At 65.5% G+C, this 16,629-nt stretch carries 14 protein-coding genes; 7 read left to right on the top strand and 7 right to left on the bottom strand.

Annotated features, from left to right (window positions below; translation table 11 throughout):
• Positions 1 to 134 precede the first annotated feature (134 nt).
• The 5 genes from ACVOLQ_RS08125 (at position 135) to ACVOLQ_RS08145 (ending at position 7,349) form a co-directional block, all read left to right on the top strand.
• A complete protein-coding gene (locus tag ACVOLQ_RS08125) occupies positions 135 to 1,253 on the top strand; it encodes an efflux RND transporter periplasmic adaptor subunit (RefSeq protein WP_481527657.1) in 1,119 nt (372 codons plus the stop codon).
• Complete coding sequence (locus tag ACVOLQ_RS08130; protein WP_313173969.1) at positions 1,250 to 4,375, top strand: efflux RND transporter permease subunit; 3,126 nt, start codon at positions 1,250 to 1,252, stop codon at positions 4,373 to 4,375. Before ACVOLQ_RS08125 ends, ACVOLQ_RS08130 begins: the two co-directional genes overlap by 4 nt.
• Positions 4,368 to 4,904 carry a GNAT family N-acetyltransferase gene (locus tag ACVOLQ_RS08135; RefSeq protein ID WP_481527658.1) on the top strand — a complete coding sequence of 179 codons (537 nt, stop codon included), beginning with the start codon at positions 4,368 to 4,370 and terminating at the stop codon, positions 4,902 to 4,904. The genes ACVOLQ_RS08130 and ACVOLQ_RS08135 overlap by 8 nt, the downstream gene beginning before the upstream one ends.
• Before the next feature lie 147 nt (positions 4,905 to 5,051).
• Positions 5,052 to 6,497, top strand: coding sequence for an alanine/glycine:cation symporter family protein (locus tag ACVOLQ_RS08140; protein WP_481527718.1), 1,446 nt, complete (start codon positions 5,052 to 5,054; stop codon positions 6,495 to 6,497).
• Positions 6,498 to 6,512: 15 nt separating this feature from the next.
• Positions 6,513 to 7,349 (top strand): TrmH family RNA methyltransferase, encoded by an 837-nt coding sequence (locus ACVOLQ_RS08145; protein WP_481527659.1) that lies wholly within the window; start codon positions 6,513 to 6,515, stop codon positions 7,347 to 7,349.
• 352 nt (positions 7,350 to 7,701) lie between these two features.
• Here ACVOLQ_RS08145 and ACVOLQ_RS08150 read toward each other — a convergent pair whose 3' ends face one another.
• On the bottom strand, positions 7,702 to 9,123 hold the full coding sequence (locus tag ACVOLQ_RS08150; protein WP_481527660.1) for a M28 family peptidase: 1,422 nt from the start codon (positions 9,121 to 9,123) through the stop codon (positions 7,702 to 7,704).
• A gap of 251 nt (positions 9,124 to 9,374) precedes the next feature.
• Here ACVOLQ_RS08150 and ACVOLQ_RS08155 point away from each other — a divergent pair, with 251 nt between their 5' ends.
• Positions 9,375 to 10,364 carry a hypothetical protein gene (locus ACVOLQ_RS08155; protein ID WP_481527661.1) on the top strand — a complete coding sequence of 330 codons (990 nt, stop codon included), beginning with the start codon at positions 9,375 to 9,377 and terminating at the stop codon, positions 10,362 to 10,364.
• A 65-nt stretch (positions 10,365 to 10,429) separates the two neighbouring features.
• Here ACVOLQ_RS08155 and mscL read toward each other — a convergent pair whose 3' ends face one another.
• The 3 genes from mscL to ACVOLQ_RS08170 form a co-directional block, all read right to left on the bottom strand.
• A complete protein-coding gene (gene mscL / locus ACVOLQ_RS08160; RefSeq protein ID WP_481527662.1) occupies positions 10,430 to 10,846 on the bottom strand; it encodes a large-conductance mechanosensitive channel protein MscL in 417 nt (138 codons plus the stop codon).
• 58 nt (positions 10,847 to 10,904) lie between these two features.
• Positions 10,905 to 11,606, bottom strand: a complete 702-nt coding sequence (locus ACVOLQ_RS08165) for a fumarylacetoacetate hydrolase family protein (RefSeq protein ID WP_481527663.1) — start codon at positions 11,604 to 11,606, stop codon at positions 10,905 to 10,907.
• Between the two features lie 262 nt (positions 11,607 to 11,868).
• The gene (locus tag ACVOLQ_RS08170) at positions 11,869 to 12,150 is read right to left on the bottom strand and encodes a hypothetical protein (protein ID WP_481527664.1); all 282 of its coding nucleotides are present in this window, start codon (positions 12,148 to 12,150) and stop codon (positions 11,869 to 11,871) included.
• Between the two features lie 175 nt (positions 12,151 to 12,325).
• Between ACVOLQ_RS08170 and ACVOLQ_RS08175 the strand changes: the two genes are divergently transcribed.
• On the top strand, positions 12,326 to 12,673 hold the full coding sequence (locus ACVOLQ_RS08175) for a Rieske (2Fe-2S) protein (RefSeq protein ID WP_313174481.1): 348 nt from the start codon (positions 12,326 to 12,328) through the stop codon (positions 12,671 to 12,673).
• A gap of 165 nt (positions 12,674 to 12,838) precedes the next feature.
• Here ACVOLQ_RS08175 and ACVOLQ_RS08180 read toward each other — a convergent pair whose 3' ends face one another.
• From ACVOLQ_RS08180 to ACVOLQ_RS08190, 3 genes are all read right to left on the bottom strand, one after another.
• Entirely contained in the window at positions 12,839 to 14,686 is a 1,848-nt protein-coding gene (locus ACVOLQ_RS08180; RefSeq protein WP_293715705.1) for an SLC13 family permease, read from the bottom strand.
• Positions 14,687 to 14,810: 124 nt separating this feature from the next.
• Positions 14,811 to 15,563: a tRNA (guanosine(46)-N7)-methyltransferase TrmB gene (gene trmB, locus ACVOLQ_RS08185; RefSeq protein ID WP_313174483.1), complete on the bottom strand. Its 753-nt coding sequence runs from the start codon at positions 15,561 to 15,563 to the stop codon at positions 14,811 to 14,813.
• Entirely contained in the window at positions 15,563 to 16,357 is a 795-nt protein-coding gene (locus ACVOLQ_RS08190; protein WP_293715828.1) for a thiazole synthase, read from the bottom strand. The genes trmB and ACVOLQ_RS08190 overlap by 1 nt, the downstream gene beginning before the upstream one ends.
• Positions 16,358 to 16,629 lie beyond the last annotated feature (272 nt).

The raw sequence follows: 16,629 nt of genomic DNA on the forward strand, positions 1-16,629 counted from the left end.
CCCCCGTGCAGGCCCTTGCCGAGCATGGCTCGGCACTACCGCACTGACAACCGCAGCATTCCCCCCCTAACGGCACATCCGGGCGTCATCTGACACCGCTAGACTGCTTGATCGTGTATCAGATGGGACTCTGTATGTTCGGGCGATTTGCCGCCACCGTTGCCGGTGGCACTGTCTTGGCGCTGGCGTTGGCCGGATGCAACCGCAAGAACCCCGAGGCGCCGCGGCAAGCCGCCGGCGCGGTGCTGGTCACCACCCAGGTCGTCAAAGCCGCGCCGTGGAGCGATACCCTGCAGGCCAATGGCACCGCCAAGGCCCGCGAATCCATCATCGTCACCGCCAAGGTCAGCGAGATCATCGACAAGGTGCATTTCGAAAGCGGCCAGCAGGTCGCGGCCGGTGCGCCGCTGGTGACCCTGCGTGGCCAGGCCCAGCAGGCCGCCCTGGCCCAGGCCCAGGCCACCTTCTCCGAGGCCGACCGGCTGTACAAGCGCCAGCGTGAACTGGCCGCACAGCAGTTGGTGGCCCATTCAACCTTGGACACCCAGCAGTCCATCCGCGATGCCGCCGAGGCCCGCGTGCAGCAGATGCGCGCCGATATCGTCGACCGCCAGGTACGCGCGCCATTCGCTGGCGTATTGGGCATCCGCCAGGTCAGCCCCGGCTCGCTGGTCACGCCGACCACCGCCATCGCCACCTTGGACGACATCTCGCGCATGCACGTGGACTTCCAGGTGCCGGAAGCGCAGCTGTCCTCGCTGCAGATCGGCGACAAGGTCAGCGGGAGCAGCATTGCCTACCCGGGCCGCAATTTCGAAGGTGCGGTCAGCACCATCGATGCCCGCGTCGACCCGGGCAGCCGCGCCATCACCGTGCGTGCCGATTTCGACAATGGCGACCACGCGCTGCGCCCGGGCATGTTGCTGGACGTGCGCCTGTACCGCCCCGAGCGCGATGCGCTGGTGATCCCCGAAATCGCCGTGGTCCAGGTGGGCCGCGACTCCTATGTGTTCCGGGTCAAGGACGATGAAAGCGTGGAGCGCGCCGACGTCAAGACCGGCACCCGCCGGGCGGGCGTGGTGGAGATCGTCGATGGCCTGAAGGCCGGCGAGCGCATCGTGATGGACGGCACCGGCAAGCTGCGCCCGGGCATCCGCATCCAGGATGAGAAGCCGGCCAAGGCCGTCGAGGCTGCCGCGGTTGAGAAGGCTGCGGAAGCGCCGGCCCCGGCCAAGACGGCGAGCGCCGGATGAAGCTGTCCGATCTTTCCATCAAGCGGCCGGTATTGGCCGTGGTGATGAGCCTGTTGCTGCTGGTACTGGGCATCATGTCGTTCAACCGCTTGACCCTGCGCGAGCTGCCGGCCATCGATCCGCCCATCGTCTCGGTGTCGGTGGATTACACCGGTGCCTCGGCGGCGGTGATCGAAAGCCGCGTCACCCAGGTGCTGGAAGACGCGCTGGCCGGTATCGAAGGCATCGATACCATCAATGCGCGCAGCACCAACGGCCGCGCCTCGGTCAGCATCGAATTCACCGCCAACCGCGATATCGAAGCGGCCGCCAATGACGTGCGCGACGCGGTCAGCCGCGTTGCCGACCGCATGCCGGAAGAAGCGCGGCCGCCGGAAATCGCCAAGGTCGAGAGCGATGCCGACCCGATCATCTGGTTCAACATGGCGTCCTCGTCGATGGACACGCTGGAGCTCAGCGACTACGCCGACCGCTATGTGGTGGACCGTTTCTCCAGCATCGACGGCGTGGCCCAGGTACGCATCGGCGGCCGCCAGCGCTACGCCATGCGGGTATGGCTGGACCGCGACCAGCTGGCCGCGCGCGGGCTGACCGTCAACGAGGTGGAAACCGCGCTGCGCAACGAGAACGTGGAATTGCCGGCCGGCCGCATCGAATCGGCCGACCGTGATTTCACCCTGCGCGTGGAGCGCAGCTACGTGGCCCCGGCCGACTTTGCCAGCATTCCGCTGGGCAAGGGCAATGACGGCTATGTGGTGCGCCTGGGCGATGTGGCCAAGGTGGAACTGGCCTCGTCCGAACGCCGTGCCTATTACCGCAGCAACGGTGAGCCGGGCATCGGCCTGGGCATCGTCAAGACCTCCACCGCCAATGCCCTGGACGTGGCGCGCGACACCCGCGCCGAGGCCGAGCGCATTGCCCAGACCCTGCCCAAGGGCACGCAGATCTTCGTCGCCTTCGACAACACCACCTTCATCGAGGCGGCGGTGGAACGCGTCTACGCCACCCTGGTCGAAGCGATGATCCTGGTGCTGGTGGTGATCTGGCTGTTCCTGGGCAGCCTGCGCGCGGCACTGATTCCGGCGGTGACGGTACCGGTGTGTCTGGTCGCGGCCTTCATCGCGCTGTTTGCGTTTGGCTTCTCGATCAACCTGTTCACCCTGCTGGCGCTGGTGCTGTGTATCGGCCTGGTGGTGGATGACGCCATCGTCGTGGTCGAGAACGTGCAGCGCCGCATCGATCTGGGCGAGCCACCGCTGGTGGCTGCCAAACGCGGCACCGCGCAGGTGGCATTCGCGGTGATTGCGACCACCGCGGTGCTGGTGGCGGTGTTCCTGCCGGTGGGTTTCCTGGAAGGCAATACCGGTCGACTGTTCCGCGAGCTGGCGGTAGCGCTGGCGGCGGCGGTGGCCTTGTCGGCCTTCGTCGCGCTGACGCTGACGCCGATGATGGCGTCCAAGCTGCTCAAGCCGCACAGCGAGCAGAAGGTCAGCCGCCTGCACGGCTTCATCAACCGCCAGCTGGAACGCTTGTCGGGTGCGTACGGGCGGGTGCTGGACCGGCATGTGCAGCGCAGTTGGGTGTTCGGGCTGGTGATGCTGGCCGCGCTGGGTGCCAGCTGGGGCCTGTTCAAGCTGATTCCATCGGAACTGGCACCGGCCGAAGACCGGGGCTCGTTCCAGATCATGATCGACGGCCCGGAAGGTGCGGGTTTCGATTACACCGTTGGCCAGGTCCAGCAGGTGGAGAAGATCGTCTCCGCCTTTGTCGGCCCGGAGGAACCGATTGTCCGCGCCAACCCGCGCGTGCCCGGGGGCTGGGGCAACAGCGAGGAAATGCATACCGGCCGCATCAGCGTTTTCCTGCAGCCCTGGCGTGAGCGCAGCGAGGCCACCAGCGACGTGGCCACCGCGCTGCAGAAGGAGTTGAACGACCTCAGCGGCGTGCGCGTGCGCACCATGGTCGGTGGCGGCCTGGTCCGCAGCATGGGCCAGCCGTTCCAGATCGTGCTCGGGGGCCCGGAGTACGCCGAGATCGCGCAGTGGCGTGACCGCCTGCTGGCACGCATGGCCGACTATCCCGGCCTGGTGGGCGCCGATTCGGACTACAAGGAAACCCGGCCGCAGATGCGGGTCAACATCGACCGCCAGCGTGCGGCCGACCTCGGCATCTCGGTCACCGACATCGGCCGCGCGCTGGAAACCATGATGGGCTCGCGCCGCGTCACCACCTTCGTCGACAACGGTGAGGAGTACGACGTACTGGTGCAGGCCGGCCGTGAAGGCCGCGCCTCGCCGGCCGACCTGTCGGCCATCCAGGTGCGCGCGCGCTCCGGTGAACTGGTGCCGCTGTCCAACCTGGTCACGCTCAGCGAAGTGGCCGAGGCCGGCAGCCTCAACCGCTTCAACCGCCTGCGCTCGATCACCATCAGCGCCAATGTCGCACCGGGCCACACCCTGGGCGAAACCATTGCCTGGGCGCAGCAGGTGGCCGCTGAAGAGCTGCCGGAGTACGCGCAGATCGACTGGAAGGGCGAGTCGCGTGAGTACCAGAGCGCCGGCGGCGCGGTGCTGCTGACCTTCGCGATGGCACTGCTGGTGGTGTATCTGGTGCTTGCCGCGCAGTTCGAGAGCTTCATCCATCCGCTGGTGATCATGCTGACCGTGCCGCTGGGCGTGCTCGGCGCCTTCGTGGGCCTGTATCTGAGCGGTGGCACGCTCAACCTGTTCAGCCAGATCGGCATCGTCATGCTGGTGGGTCTGGCGGCAAAGAACGGCATCCTCATCGTCGAGTTCGCCAACCAGCTGCGCGATGAAGGGCGCAGCGTGCACCAGGCCATCGTCGAATCGTCGATGGTGCGCCTGCGGCCGATCCTGATGACTTCGATTGCCACCGTGGTCGGCGCCATCCCGCTGGTGGTCGCTGGCGGCCCCGGTTCGGCCAGCCGTGCCACCATCGGCATCGTGGTGATCTTCGGCGTCAGCGTGTCCACCTTCCTGTCGCTGTTCGTGGTACCGGCGTTCTATGCGCTGCTGGCGCCGTACACCAAGTCACCGGAAACCGTGGCCAACGCGCTGAACCGGCTTGAGGCGGAGACCCCGTCGGTGGGCGGCCATGCGTGAGTTGCTGGCCGGCGGCCGTGTCCAGTTGCGTCCCTGGCAGCCCGGGGACGTGGACACGCTGCTGGCCCACGCCAACGATGCGGCGGTATCGCGGGGGCTGAGCACACGCTTTCCCTATCCCTATACCCGCGCCGATGCGCTGGCCTTCCTGGCCGGCGAAGTGATCGAACTGGATCGCAGCGTGTTTGCCCTGGTCATCGATGGCCAGGCCTGCGGCGGCATCGGCGTCAGCCAGGGCCGCAACGAGCGCCGCTATTCGGCAGCGCTGGGCTATTGGCTGGGGCAGCGCCATTGGGGCCAGGGCCTGATGACCGAGGTGGTCGCTGCCTATGCCCCCTGGGTGATGGAAGAGCTTGGCCTGGCGCGGCTGTCCGCGCAGGTGATGGCCAGCAATCCGCGTTCGGCGCGGGTGCTGTTGAAGAACGGATTCAACGAGGAAGGCACCGAGCGGCAATCGGTGTTCAAGGACGGCCAGCTGCACGACATGCGTTGTTTCGCGCGGCTTAGGACTTTGCCGCTTTTGGCGTGACGGCCCTGCACAACCGGGTCTAATCGTGGAAAAATCGGCCAGCCCCGGGATTCCGGGCTTTGGCTACCTTTCAGCTTTCCGGGGAATTACGTGGAATCCATCGTCGAATACGTAAACGGCATCATCTGGAGCAATGCGCTCATTTTCATGTGTCTGGGCGCCGGCCTGTGGTTCAGCCTGCGCACGCGTTTCATGCAGATCCGTGGTTTTGCCGAGATGTGCCGGCTGACGGTACGCGGTGAGAAGTCCGACGCCGGCGTGTCTTCCTTCCAGGCCCTGGCCATGTCGATGGCCGGTCGCATGGGTATCGGCAACATCGCCGGCGTGGCCACGGCCATTGCCTACGGCGGCCCGGGCGCGATCTTCTGGATGTGGGTGATGGGCTTCCTCGGCGCCTCCACCTCCTATGTGGAATCGACCCTGGCGCAGATCTACAAGACCAAGGATGCCGAAGGCCGCTATCGCGGTGGCCCGGCCTATTACATCGAAAAGGCCATGGGCCTGAAGTGGTATGCGGCGGTGTTCGCCGTGGCCACCGTGATCGCCGCCGGCTTCCTGCTGCCGGGCGTACAGGCCAATGCCATCGCCGACAGCGCGGTCAACGTGTTGTGCACCGGCGCCGATGCCTGTGCATCGGTCGGCGGCGCTGCCAGCATGAAGCTGTGGATCGGCCTGAGCGTGGCGCTGCTACTGGGCATCATCATCTTCGGCGGCGTCAAGCGCATTGCCAGCTTCGCCGAGGTGATCGTGCCGTTCATGGCGCTGGGCTTCATCCTGATGGCGATCGTGGTGATGATGCTCAATGCCAGCAAGGTGCCGACGATGTTCGCCGACATCTTCTCCAGTGCCTTCGGTGCCCATGCAGCGTTTGGCGGCATCATCGGCCAGGCCATTGCCTGGGGCGTGAAGCGTGGCATCTACGCCAACGAAGCCGGCCAGGGCACCGGCCCGCACGCGGCTGCCGCCGCCGAGGTCTCGCACCCGGCCAAGCAAGGTTATGTGCAGGCCTTCGCCATCTACTTCGACACCATGCTGGTGTGTACCTCGACCGCGTTCCTGGTGCTGTCCACCGGCATGTACAACGTGTTCCGCGAAGTCACCGAAGGTGGCGTGACCAAGCTGGAAGCCATCATCACCGGCGTCCCCGGCGTACAGCCGTCCGAGGGCGCGCTGTTCACCCAGGCGGCGGTGGAGTCGGTGCTGCCGGGTTGGGGCGCGGGCTTTGTGGCACTGGCGCTGTTCTTCTTCGCCTTCACCACCATCATGGCCTATTACTACATGGCCGAAACCAACCTGACCTATCTGGCCGGCAGCAACCGCACCCATCCGGCGGCGATGCTGGTGCTGCGCCTGGGCATCATGGGCATGGTGGTGTTTGGTGCCTACCACAATGCGAAAATGGCCTGGGCGCTGGGTGATATCGGCGTGGGTCTGATGGCGTGGCTGAACGTGATCGCCATCCTGATCCTGCAGAAGCCGGCCATGCTGGCGCTGCGTGACTACGAGCGGCAGAAGAAGCTGGGCCTGGACCCGGTCTTCGACCCTGACGCATTGGGCATCAAGAACGCCGACTTCTGGCGTGGCAACAAGTAATTCAAAGGAACCGCTGTGAGCAACCCCTGGAACAACCGTCGTCCCTCCTCGCGACCGCCGCGTGCAACCCCGGCGGCACCTGCCGCCACGCGCGAAGGCGACGGTGTCCCGGTACGCGGCGGCGACGAGCTGCGCTTGTACGGCGTCAATGCGGTGCAGGCGATGTTCGCCAAGCGCCCGCAGTCGCTGCGCAAGCTGTACCTGGCCGAGGACATGATCCCGCGCCTGCAGCCGATGCTGAAATGGTGCGTGGCCAACCGCGTGGGTTACCGCGTGGTCGGCGATGGTGACCTGAACAAGCTGGCTGCCACCACCCATCACGAAGGCGTGGTCGCCGACGTGTTGAAGCAGGAACCGTTGCCGCTGGCCACCTGGCTGGCCTCGCTGCAGGACGGCCCGGTGCTGGCGCTGTGGCTGGACGGCGTTGGCAACCCGCACAACTTCGGTGCGATCCTGCGGTCGGCTGCGCATTTCGGTGTTGGCGCGATCCTGCTGCCGGCGGAGTCCGCGCTGGCCCTGTCTGGTTCGGCCGCGCGCGTTGCCGAAGGCGGCGCCGAATCGGTGCCGCTGGTGCGCCTGCCGGCCCTGCCGCAGGCCGTCGCGCAGCTGCGTGATGCCGGCTTCGGGCTGGCAGCGACGCTGGTTGAAGGCGGCGACAACGTGTTCACTACCGCGCTGCCGGACCGGATGGTTTACGTGATGGGAGCGGAAAGCGAAGGCATGGACCGCGGGTTCGCACAAAGCTGTGACCTGCGCCTGTCGATCCCGGGCAGCGGTGCGGTGGAGAGCCTCAACGTGGCTTCGGCAACGGCGGTTTTCCTGGCCAGCTGGAAGAGCCGCCAGCAAGGTTGAACCGCACTGTAGTGCCGAGCCATGCTCGGCAGAGGCCTTACCGGTAAAGTCCCGTTGCCGAGCATGGCTCGGCACTACAAAACAAAGGCGCCTTGTGGCGCCTTTGTCGGCATGGGCTCCACCCGCAATGCAAAACGCCCCTGTTGGGCCTCGCCATGCTGGGCAGAGGCCTTACCGGTATAGCCCCATTGCCGAGCACGGCTCGGCACTACAAAAAACAAAGGCGCCTTGCGGCGCCTTTGTCGTCATGGGCTCCACCCGCAATGCAAAAAGCCCCTGTAGTGCCGAGCATGGCTCGGCACTACAAAACAAAGGCGCCTTGCGGCGCCTTTGTCGTCATTGCCTGCCAACCTCATTCCTTCGGCGGCACCACATCCTTGGCCTCGCTGCCGAAGCTGCCTTCCGATTCGGCGGCCAGATAGGCAAACACGGTGTAGGCGGCCACGTTCTGCGCCAGTGCCTTCGGGTCGATCTTGTCGAGGGTGTCGTCCGGGGTGTGGTGCAGATCGAAGTAATCGGTCCCGTCCTGCGCCAACCACGCCCAGGCACCGCCCTTGGCCGCCAGCGGGCCGACATCCGGGCCGGGGCCGCCTTCGTTGGCACGGTATTCGATGCCCAGCGGGGCCAGCGCCTCGCCGATCTGGCGGGTGGCCTCACGCGATTCTACCGGGTTACCCGAACCGGTGTTGAAGGCATAGATGCGGCCGGCGCCGAAGTCGCTCTCGGCAGCGATGTGCTGCTGCACGATCTCGCCTGCGGCCACGCGCGCGGCAGCATAGGCCTTGCCGCCGTGCAGGCCCTGTTCCTCGTTGGCAAAGGCGATGACGCGGATGGTGCGCTTCGGCGCCTGCTTGAGCTGGCCGATCAGGTGGCCGGCGGCCATGGTGATGCCGACGCCGGCACCATCATCGATGGCACCGGTGCCCAGGTCCCAGGAATCCAGGTGACCACCGATCACCACCACTTCCTTGGGCAGGCTGCGGCCGGTGATTTCACCGATCACGTTCTGCGAGGTGTAGCTGCCATCCCAGCCGCAATCCAGCGCGATGCGGATGCGGGTGGGACCGCGCGCGACCAGACGGTTGAGCTGGTCGGCATCCGGGCCGGACAGCGCGGCCGACGGCACCGGGGTCAGGCCTTCGTCGTAACGGGTAATGCCGGTATGCGGCATGCGGTGCGAATCAGTGCCAGCCGAGCGCATGATGAAACCCACCGCACCCTTGCGGATCGCTTCGGACGGGCCGCGGCTGCGTACACTGCCGCCGATGCCGTAGTCAGCGCCATCGCGCTTGCGGGTCATGGTGAAGTCGACATAGGCGATCTTGCCGGCCAGCGAGCCTTCCGGTGCTGCTTTCAGTGCATCCAGGCCATCAAAGCGCACCACTTCGGCTTCCACCGTACCGGCCGGGCTGCCACCCAGTGCAGTGATGGTCAGCGGCTGTGGGTTGGCGCCGAGCACGGCGGCATGTTCGCTGCGGCGCTCCCACTTGGGGAAGGTGACCGGCTCGGTCCACACCTTGTCGAAACCCAGCTGCTTGAACTTGGCCTTGGCCCATTCCACCGCGCGTGCATCAGCTTCGCTGCCGGCCATACGCGGGCCAACCTCGGTGGTCAGTGATTCCACCACCTGCCAGCCGGTGTTGTCAGCCAGCGCCTGCGTTCGCAATTGCGCGGCCTGCGCCAGCGCCTGGTCCGGAATATGGGTGGGGGCAGCAGTGGCAGCAGCAGAAGTGCAGAACAGCACGATGGCAAGAGCAAGGGCACGGCGGCGCATGGTCGGTTCCACGGTGGATTGAACTATCAGGGTAACAGTGAGCAGAAGTAGGGGAATGTGCCAGTTGGTATGGGTCAACCATCAGGGGCAGATTCAGTGAAGTCCCTATGGCCTTGTTGATCACCTTCAGTTAGGCCGATAGCGCAGTGGAAAACGCTACAGGGTGAATGGGAGTTTTCCTGTGGCCCCGCTGCTGCGGCGCGGGAGAGCCTGCGTTTCCACCGATCGGGTGGTTTCAACAGGACGTTGTAATGACAGTGCGAAACAGGGCTGCAGGGATGGTGTTGATGGCGATGGTGGCGATGGTGGCGCCGGCGGCATGGGCACAGACGCACGCACTTGATGATGTGCGCTTCACCGGCCCCTTGCTGACCCCCTCGCCTTCGACCCTGCCGCAGGGGCAGTTCTTCCTGCAGCCCTATCTGGTGCAGACGCATGGTTCGGGGAGCTACGACGACAAGGGGGATCGCCATGCATTGGCCGCGGCGAACGAAACCTCGCTGCTGTCGGTGCTGCTCAGCGCAGGTCTCACCGACAGGCTGGCCGGAGAATTGGTGATGGACAGTGCGCGCAGCACCCAGGGCGGCCAGCACAGCGATGGCTACCGGCTGGCGGACAGCGCGCTACGCCTGCGCTATCTGTTCCGCGAAGGGGATCCGCTTACCGGCAAGTCCGCGCTTGCGGTGATGTGGGGTCAGGCGCTGCCAACAGGTCGCCATGACCGGCTTGGCGACAACCTGCTCAACGGGCAGGGCAGCGGCGCCTATCGCAGCACGTTATCGCTGCTTGGACAGGCCTACCATTGGTTGCCGAACGGACGGCCACTGCGCTGGCGCTGGCAGGCGCGCTGGAGTCCGTCGCCGCGTGATGTAAGCCTCACCGGTCGCAGTGTTTACGGTACCGGGCAAGGCTTTCGTGGCCAGGTGAGTCCCGGGTCTGCGGTGGGCGCGGGCTTGGGCCTGGAGTACAGCATCGACGTGCATTGGGCGCTGGCCTTGGACCTGAGCGCCAGCCATCAGTCCGGCAATGCGGTGGACGGCACGGTGGTGGTGGAGGACGGTCAGCGCCAGCGTATCCATCGGCGTGATCGCGCGAGCCGCAGCTACAGCATCGCGCCGGCAGTGGAATACAACGTCAGCGACCAACTGGGTTTCCTCGTTGGCGTGCAGGCATCGCTGCCTGGGGGGCGCAACAGCGCCACCTATGTCAGCCCGCAGGTGTCGATGGCGCTTTCGTTCTGAAGGCTGCAATGACAACGGCCGGGCATTGCCCGGCCGTTGTGGTGTAGCGCAGGCCTGCGCCTGTATCAGCGCTTGTTGAGGCTGTCGCGGATTTCACGCAGCAGCAGCACTTCCTCGCTCGGCTCGGCCGGGGCAGCTGGCGCTTCTTCCTTCTTGCGCGAGAGCTTGTTGACGACCTTGACCAGCATGAAGATCGCGAAGGCGACGATGATGAACTGGATCAGCGTGTTGATGAAATCGCCATAGCCGATCACCACGGCGGGGATTTCCTTGCCATCGGCGCCGATCTTGGCCGGCGCCAGCGTCCAGGCCAATGCCGAGAAATCGACATTGCCGATCAGCCAGCCGATCGGCGGCATGATCACCTTGTCCACCAGCGAGGTGACGATTTTGCCGAAGGCGCCACCGATGACGACACCGACTGCCAGGTCGATGACGTTGCCGCGCATGGCGAATTCCTTGAACTCGCTGATCATTCCCATGTGTTTCTCCTAAAGATGCATGAGGGGGAGTGGGCGCAGCCTACTCCAGTGGATGTCATCAGGCGATCACGCCGTCGCGCTGTGCGATTTTTCCTAGGCGGGCGCTGAAACGGTCGCCGCGTTGCAGGGCGGCCACACCGGCGGGAGTGCCCATGAAAACCAGGTCGCCGGCGCGCAGCGCGTAGAGCTTGGACAGCTCGTGCAGGATCTCCGGCACGTTCCAGATCATCTGGTCCAAGGTGGATTTCTGCCGCAGCTGGCCGTTGATCTCCAGCGTGAGTTCCAGCGGCTCGAGATCGCCGACCTGCGCTGCCGGCACCAGGCTGCTGACCGGAGCGGAATGGTCGAAGCCCTTGGAAATATCCCAGGGGCCGCCCTTGGCCTTGGCCGCGGCCTGCAGGTCGCGGCGGGTCAGGTCCAGGCCGACGCCGTAGGCCAGCACCAGCGCCATCGCGTCCTCAACGGCGAGCACGCCGGCGGGTGCGTCCTTGCCCAGTGCGACCACCAGTTCCACTTCGTGGTGCAGGTCGGCGGTGGCGGACGGGTAAGGAATGGGGCCATCGCCAACCACGATGGCATCGGCGGGCTTCATGAAGAACATCGGCTGGCCACGTTCGGCGGCGGCGGGCACGGCGGCGCCCATTTCGCGGGCATGGTCAGCGAAGTTACGGCCGACGCAGTAGATGCGGTGTACCGGGAAAGTACCGCCGCCCTCGACCGGAATGCGGGGCTGGGGCAGGGCGGGGATCAGATCGGTCATGGTTGCGTCCAGGTGAAACGACGCAGAAGTCTAGCGGACGCAGGCCGCGTCTGTAGAGCCGAGCCATGCTCGGCTGGGGCGTTACCGGGAAAGCTTCTGCCGAGCATGGCTCGGCACTACAAGATCGCTCCCTCCCTTTCGTGCAGCGAAGTGGAGGGTTGGAGAGGGGTAAGGCGCTTCGCCGTGCGGTAGAGCCGAGCCATGCTCGGCTGGGGCATTGCCGGGAAAGCCTCTGCCGAGCATGGCTCGGCACTACAGGGCCTCAGCGTGCTTGTGGCAGGGCGGCTTTGCGCACCACGCGGTACTCGGCGTCGACCACGGTCGGGTCAGCCTTGGTGCTGGCGCGGGCCTTGCGCGATGCCAGCAGCTTCCAGGTGATACCGCCCAGTATCATGGCTGCGCCGATGAACACACCGCCCACCACCAATACCGCAAGAATGGCGATACCCAGCAGCCCCAAGGCGATCCGCACCAGCGGATTCCGCGGTTTGCGCGGCTCGAACAGGTTGCGAAGCTTGGCAAATTGGACGTAACGGATATTCATGAAAGTTCGATGACGTTGAGTCTGGGACGGAGTATCAGGGGCGTTGGGGTCAATTGCGTGAAGTTGTCGTTAATTTGAATATGAATAGGCGGTGGCGACAAGGGGTTGAGTCAGCTTCGTCTTGGGCAACGAAGTCGCGTGCGACAATGACGGGCTCTTTTGTATTGGTGTTCCAATGTCCAGTGCCATCGCTTCCGGAATCGAACTTTGCCCGCTGGCCGCAGTGCCGGATCAGGGCTTCCATGCGGTCGTGGCCGTGATCGATGGCGATGCCGAAACCCTGGTGCTGTACCGCGATGGCGATCAGGTCCGGTCCTGGTTGAACGTCTGCCCGCATGCCGGGCGCGCGCTGGACTGGGCGCCGGGCCAGTTCCTGAAGAGCCGCGAAGGGCATCTGGTCTGTGCCGTGCACGGTGCCTCGTTCGAGCTTGACGGTGGCATATGCGTCGCCGGGCCGTGCAAGGGCGACTCGCTGCGCGCGGTGCCGGTGCGGGTACAGGACGGAAAGGTGCTGCTCGGCTGAGGCCGGGCCCACAACCCCGATGTGGGAGCGGCGTAAGCCGCGAAGCCGATAAAGGCGGATGGCAGACCGCCGCCTGCACTCGCCAGATCGCGGCTGGTTGTTCCGCAGAATACGACCGGCAAGGTCACGGGTTTCGCCGCCCCAGCACGCCCCCGCCGCGCCTGCTCAGAACATGATGTTGATCATCAGCACCACGATCACCGTGTAGAGCAGTGACAGCGGTCCGCCCACCCGCCACATCTCGCGCGGGGTGTATTTGGCCGGGCCCATCGCCATCGAGATCACCGGGTTGGAGGCGGTCATCAGGTTGTTGGAGGCCGACAAGGCCACGATCAGCGCGAACGCGGTGGGGTTGCCGCCGGCCGCCAGTGCCAAGTTGACTGCGATCGGCACCATCACGATCGTCGCGCCAACATGGCTGATCACCAGCGAGAACGCGGTGGTCAGCAAGGCCAATGCGATTTCCAGCACCCAGACCGGGATGCCGGTGGGCAGCTTGTCGATGGTATGGCCGGCGATCCAGGCCGCCGCGCCACTGCTGTCCATCGCCCAGCCCAACGGGATCAGCCCGGCCATCATGAAGATGGTCTTCCAGTTGATCGCGGCGTAGGCCTCGTCCATGCGCAGCACCCCGGTCAGCAGCATGCCGGCCACGCCGGTCAGCAGGGTGAGGGCGACCGGCAGGTGCGAGGTGAGTGCGATGATGATGGTGATGGCGAAGATCGCCATGGCGATCTTGAACTTGTGCGGGCGCTGCTCACCCTTTGGGTAGTCGGTGACCACCACGAAGTCGCGGCTGCCGGCAGCGGCGGCGAGGTCCTGCCAGATGCTGTGGAAGACCAGCATGTCACCGGCACGCAGCGGCGTGTTGCGCACGTCCTCGCGGATCACCTGCTTGTCGCGGTTGATCGCCAGCAGGCTGATACCGCGTTCCTTGCGCAGGCGCAGTTCGCCGGCAGTCTTGCCGATGACCTTGGAGGTGGGTGGCACCACCGCCTCGGAAATGCCGGCGCGGGCAGGGTTGAACAGGTCGCCCAGCTGCTTCAGCCGCGAGGACATGCGCAGGAACTGATTCTGCGCGAAATCCGACACCTGCTGGCGCGGGCCCATCGCCCCGATCACGCTGCCCACCCAGATGCGCATGTCTGCCGGCGGCGACAGGCGGGTGTCATCGCCGGTCTTCAGGGCCAGCAGCATCGGTGCATCGAACAGGTTCTCGGCCTCGCCGACGGTCATGCCGACCAGCGGGCTCTCGGCGGTGACCAGCAGCTCGAAGACATCGCCCTCGATGCCATAGGCCTTGGCGAAATAGCTCTCGGTGCGGGCCGGTGCCTGGCCGTCCTCGCTCTCGGTTTCCTCTTCCTGCAGCTTGCGGCTGCCGTAGAAGCGGAAGTAGGCCAGTGATGCGATCAGCAGCGCGATACCAATCGGCAGCGGTGCGAACATGCGCAGCGGTTCGATGGTGGCGGTGCCAGAGGGCAGGTTGTTGTTGGCCGAAACCAGCAGGTCGTTGAGGAGGATCAGCGGTGAGTTGCCGACCATGGTCAGCGCGCCACCCATTACGATGGCGGCCGAGATCGGCAGCAGCTGGCGCTTCAAGGTGAGTGCGGTACGCGAGGCCAGGCGCGAGGCGACTGGCAGGTACAGCGCCATCACCGACGGGTTCTGCATGAACGAAGAGTTCAAGCCGGCGGTGGCGGTGGTCAGCAGCAACAGGCGTTTTTCCAGCCCATGCGAGCGCCGCAGCAACCAGCCGGCAAGCCGGTTCAGCGCACCAGTGCGGTCCAGGCCGGCGCCGAGGATGGTGGTGGCGATGATGCTCATTACCGCGTTACCGGAAAAGCCGCCGAAGATTTCTTCCGGCGCGATCAGGCCGGTGACGCCCAGCACCACCATCACCACCAGCGCCACCACGTCGGCGCGGATGCGCTCGAACAGGAACATCGCCATCGTGAAGCCCACCAGCCCGAGCACGAGCTTCATATCGGTGGTGAGCGTCAGCGCGGTATCCATCAGGGCAGGTGTCTGGAAAAGGAAAACAGGGGCGGGACGACGGCGCAGTCTGCCATCAACGCTGCATGGCCAGCGTGTGGATCAAGCGGCTTGTGGCTTGCTGCGGTCATCACGCCCTCGGTTCTCAGCCAGCGTCGCTGGCGTCTGGCTTGTCGTAAAGCAGGTCCCAGACGCCGTGGCCGAGTTTCTGGCCGCGGGTTTCGAAGTGGGTCTGCGGACGCCAATCCGGGCGCGGCACTGCGCCACGCGGGCCGGCACGGTTGACCAGGCCAGGGGTGGCATCGAGCACGTCCCACATCTGCTCGGCGTAGTCCTCCCAGTCGGTGGCGCAGTGCAGGCGGCCGCCCGGGCGCAGCTTGCGCACCAGCAATTCGGCGAATGCCGGTTGCACCAGGCGGCGCTTGTTGTGGCGCTTCTTGTGCCAGGGATCGGGGAAGTAGATGCGCACTTCGTCCAATGCGCCGTCGGTGATTTCCTTCTCCAGCACCTCGACTGCGTCGTGGTGGTAGAGCTTGACGTTGTCGGCGGCGTCATCGGCCAGCGCATTGAGCAGGCGGCCCACGCCCGGTGCGTGCACCTCGATGCCGATGTAGTCCTTGCTGGTATCGAACTGCGCGGCATAACGCAGGGCTGCGCCATTGCCAAAACCGATTTCCAGCACCTTGGGCGCGTTGCGGCCGAAGGTGGCCTGCAGGTCGCGCGGTTCGCCGTTGAAATCGATGCCGAAACGCGGCCAGCGCTCGTCGAAGGCGCGCTGTTGGGCCGGGGTGAAGCGGCCCTGGCGCAGCACGAAGCTGCGGATCTCGCGGCGGCCTTCGGTCACGGTGAAGGGCTTGGGCGGCGCCTTGGCGCCTGCACTGTCAAAGGGATTGGTCATCAGCCGATCAGCCCATCTACCGGGGAGGAGGCGCTGGCATAGCGCTTGCGCGGGATGCGCCCAGCCAGGAAGGCCTCGCGCCCGGCTTCCACCGCCTTGCGCATGGCACTGGCCATCAACACCGGGTTGCGGGCGCCGGCAATGGCGGTGTTCATCAGCACGCCATCGCAGCCCAGCTCCATCGCGATGGCCGCGTCCGAAGCGGTGCCAACGCCGGCATCGACGATGATCGGCACCTTGGCGTTCTCGATGATCTCGATCAGGTTGTACTTGTTCTGGATGCCCAGGCCGGAACCAATCGGCGCGGCCAGCGGCATCACCGCAGCGCAGCCGATCTCTTCCAGGCGCTTGGCCAGGATCGGGTCGTCCGAGGTGTAGACCATGACGTCGAAGCCGTCCTTGACCAGCTGTTCGGCGGCCTTGAGGGTGGCCATCACGTCCGGGTACAGGGTCTTCTGGTCGCCCAGTACTTCCAGCTTGGTCAGGTTGTGGCCGTCCAGCAGCTCACGGGCCAGGCGGCAGGTACGCACCGCGTCCTCGGCGGTGTAGCAGCCGGCGGTATTGGGCAGGATGGCGTAGCGGTCCGGCGGCAGCACGTCCAGCAGGTTGGGCTCGCCCGGGTTCTGGCCGATATTGGTGCGGCGGATGGCCACGGTGACGATCTGGGCGCCAGCGGCTTCGGTGGCTAGGCGGGTTTCTTCCAGATCCTTGAACTTGCCGGTGCCGGTCAGCAGTCGGGAGGAATAGGTTTTGCCGGCGATGACCAGCGAATCAGGGGGGACATGTGCATTCATGCCCGAATTATCACCCATCCCGCCGACCGGTAGTGCCGAGCCATGCTCGGCAAAGGCTCAACCATGCCCGTAGTGCCGAGCCATGCTCGGCAAAGAGAATCATCGGTAATGCCCCAATGCAGCTAGGCTGTGCTCTCCATGCGCGCCGCTGTAGCCCCCTCCCTTTGCCGCAGGCAAGGGGAGGGCTGGGGAGGGGTTGGCTTTTGAGTCCCTTGCTAACGCGAGTTTCGCGGCTGATGTCATTCCTGCAAGCACTGCTGGGAAAGCCTCTG

It is taken from the genome of Stenotrophomonas sp. STEN031, assembly GCF_056759975.1.

Excerpts from the sequence above, each read along its gene's own strand:
- ACVOLQ_RS08125 (WP_481527657.1), top strand. The coding sequence starts at position 135 with ATGTTCGGGCGATTTGCCGCCACCGTTGCCGGTGGCACTGTCTTGGCG.
- ACVOLQ_RS08130 (WP_313173969.1), top strand. The coding sequence starts at position 1,250 with ATGAAGCTGTCCGATCTTTCCATCAAGCGGCCGGTATTGGCCGTGGTG.
- ACVOLQ_RS08135 (WP_481527658.1), top strand. The coding sequence starts at position 4,368 with ATGCGTGAGTTGCTGGCCGGCGGCCGTGTCCAGTTGCGTCCCTGGCAG.
- ACVOLQ_RS08140 (WP_481527718.1), top strand. The coding sequence starts at position 5,052 with ATGTGTCTGGGCGCCGGCCTGTGGTTCAGCCTGCGCACGCGTTTCATG.
- ACVOLQ_RS08150 (WP_481527660.1), bottom strand. The coding sequence starts at position 9,123 with ATGCGCCGCCGTGCCCTTGCTCTTGCCATCGTGCTGTTCTGCACTTCT.
- ACVOLQ_RS08155 (WP_481527661.1), top strand. The coding sequence starts at position 9,375 with ATGACAGTGCGAAACAGGGCTGCAGGGATGGTGTTGATGGCGATGGTG.
- mscL (WP_481527662.1), bottom strand. The coding sequence starts at position 10,846 with ATGGGAATGATCAGCGAGTTCAAGGAATTCGCCATGCGCGGCAACGTC.
- ACVOLQ_RS08165 (WP_481527663.1), bottom strand. The coding sequence starts at position 11,606 with ATGACCGATCTGATCCCCGCCCTGCCCCAGCCCCGCATTCCGGTCGAG.
- ACVOLQ_RS08170 (WP_481527664.1), bottom strand. The coding sequence starts at position 12,150 with ATGAATATCCGTTACGTCCAATTTGCCAAGCTTCGCAACCTGTTCGAG.
- ACVOLQ_RS08175 (WP_313174481.1), top strand. The coding sequence starts at position 12,326 with ATGTCCAGTGCCATCGCTTCCGGAATCGAACTTTGCCCGCTGGCCGCA.
- ACVOLQ_RS08180 (WP_293715705.1), bottom strand. The coding sequence starts at position 14,686 with ATGGATACCGCGCTGACGCTCACCACCGATATGAAGCTCGTGCTCGGG.
- trmB (WP_313174483.1), bottom strand. The coding sequence starts at position 15,563 with ATGACCAATCCCTTTGACAGTGCAGGCGCCAAGGCGCCGCCCAAGCCC.
- ACVOLQ_RS08190 (WP_293715828.1), bottom strand. The coding sequence starts at position 16,357 with ATGAATGCACATGTCCCCCCTGATTCGCTGGTCATCGCCGGCAAAACC.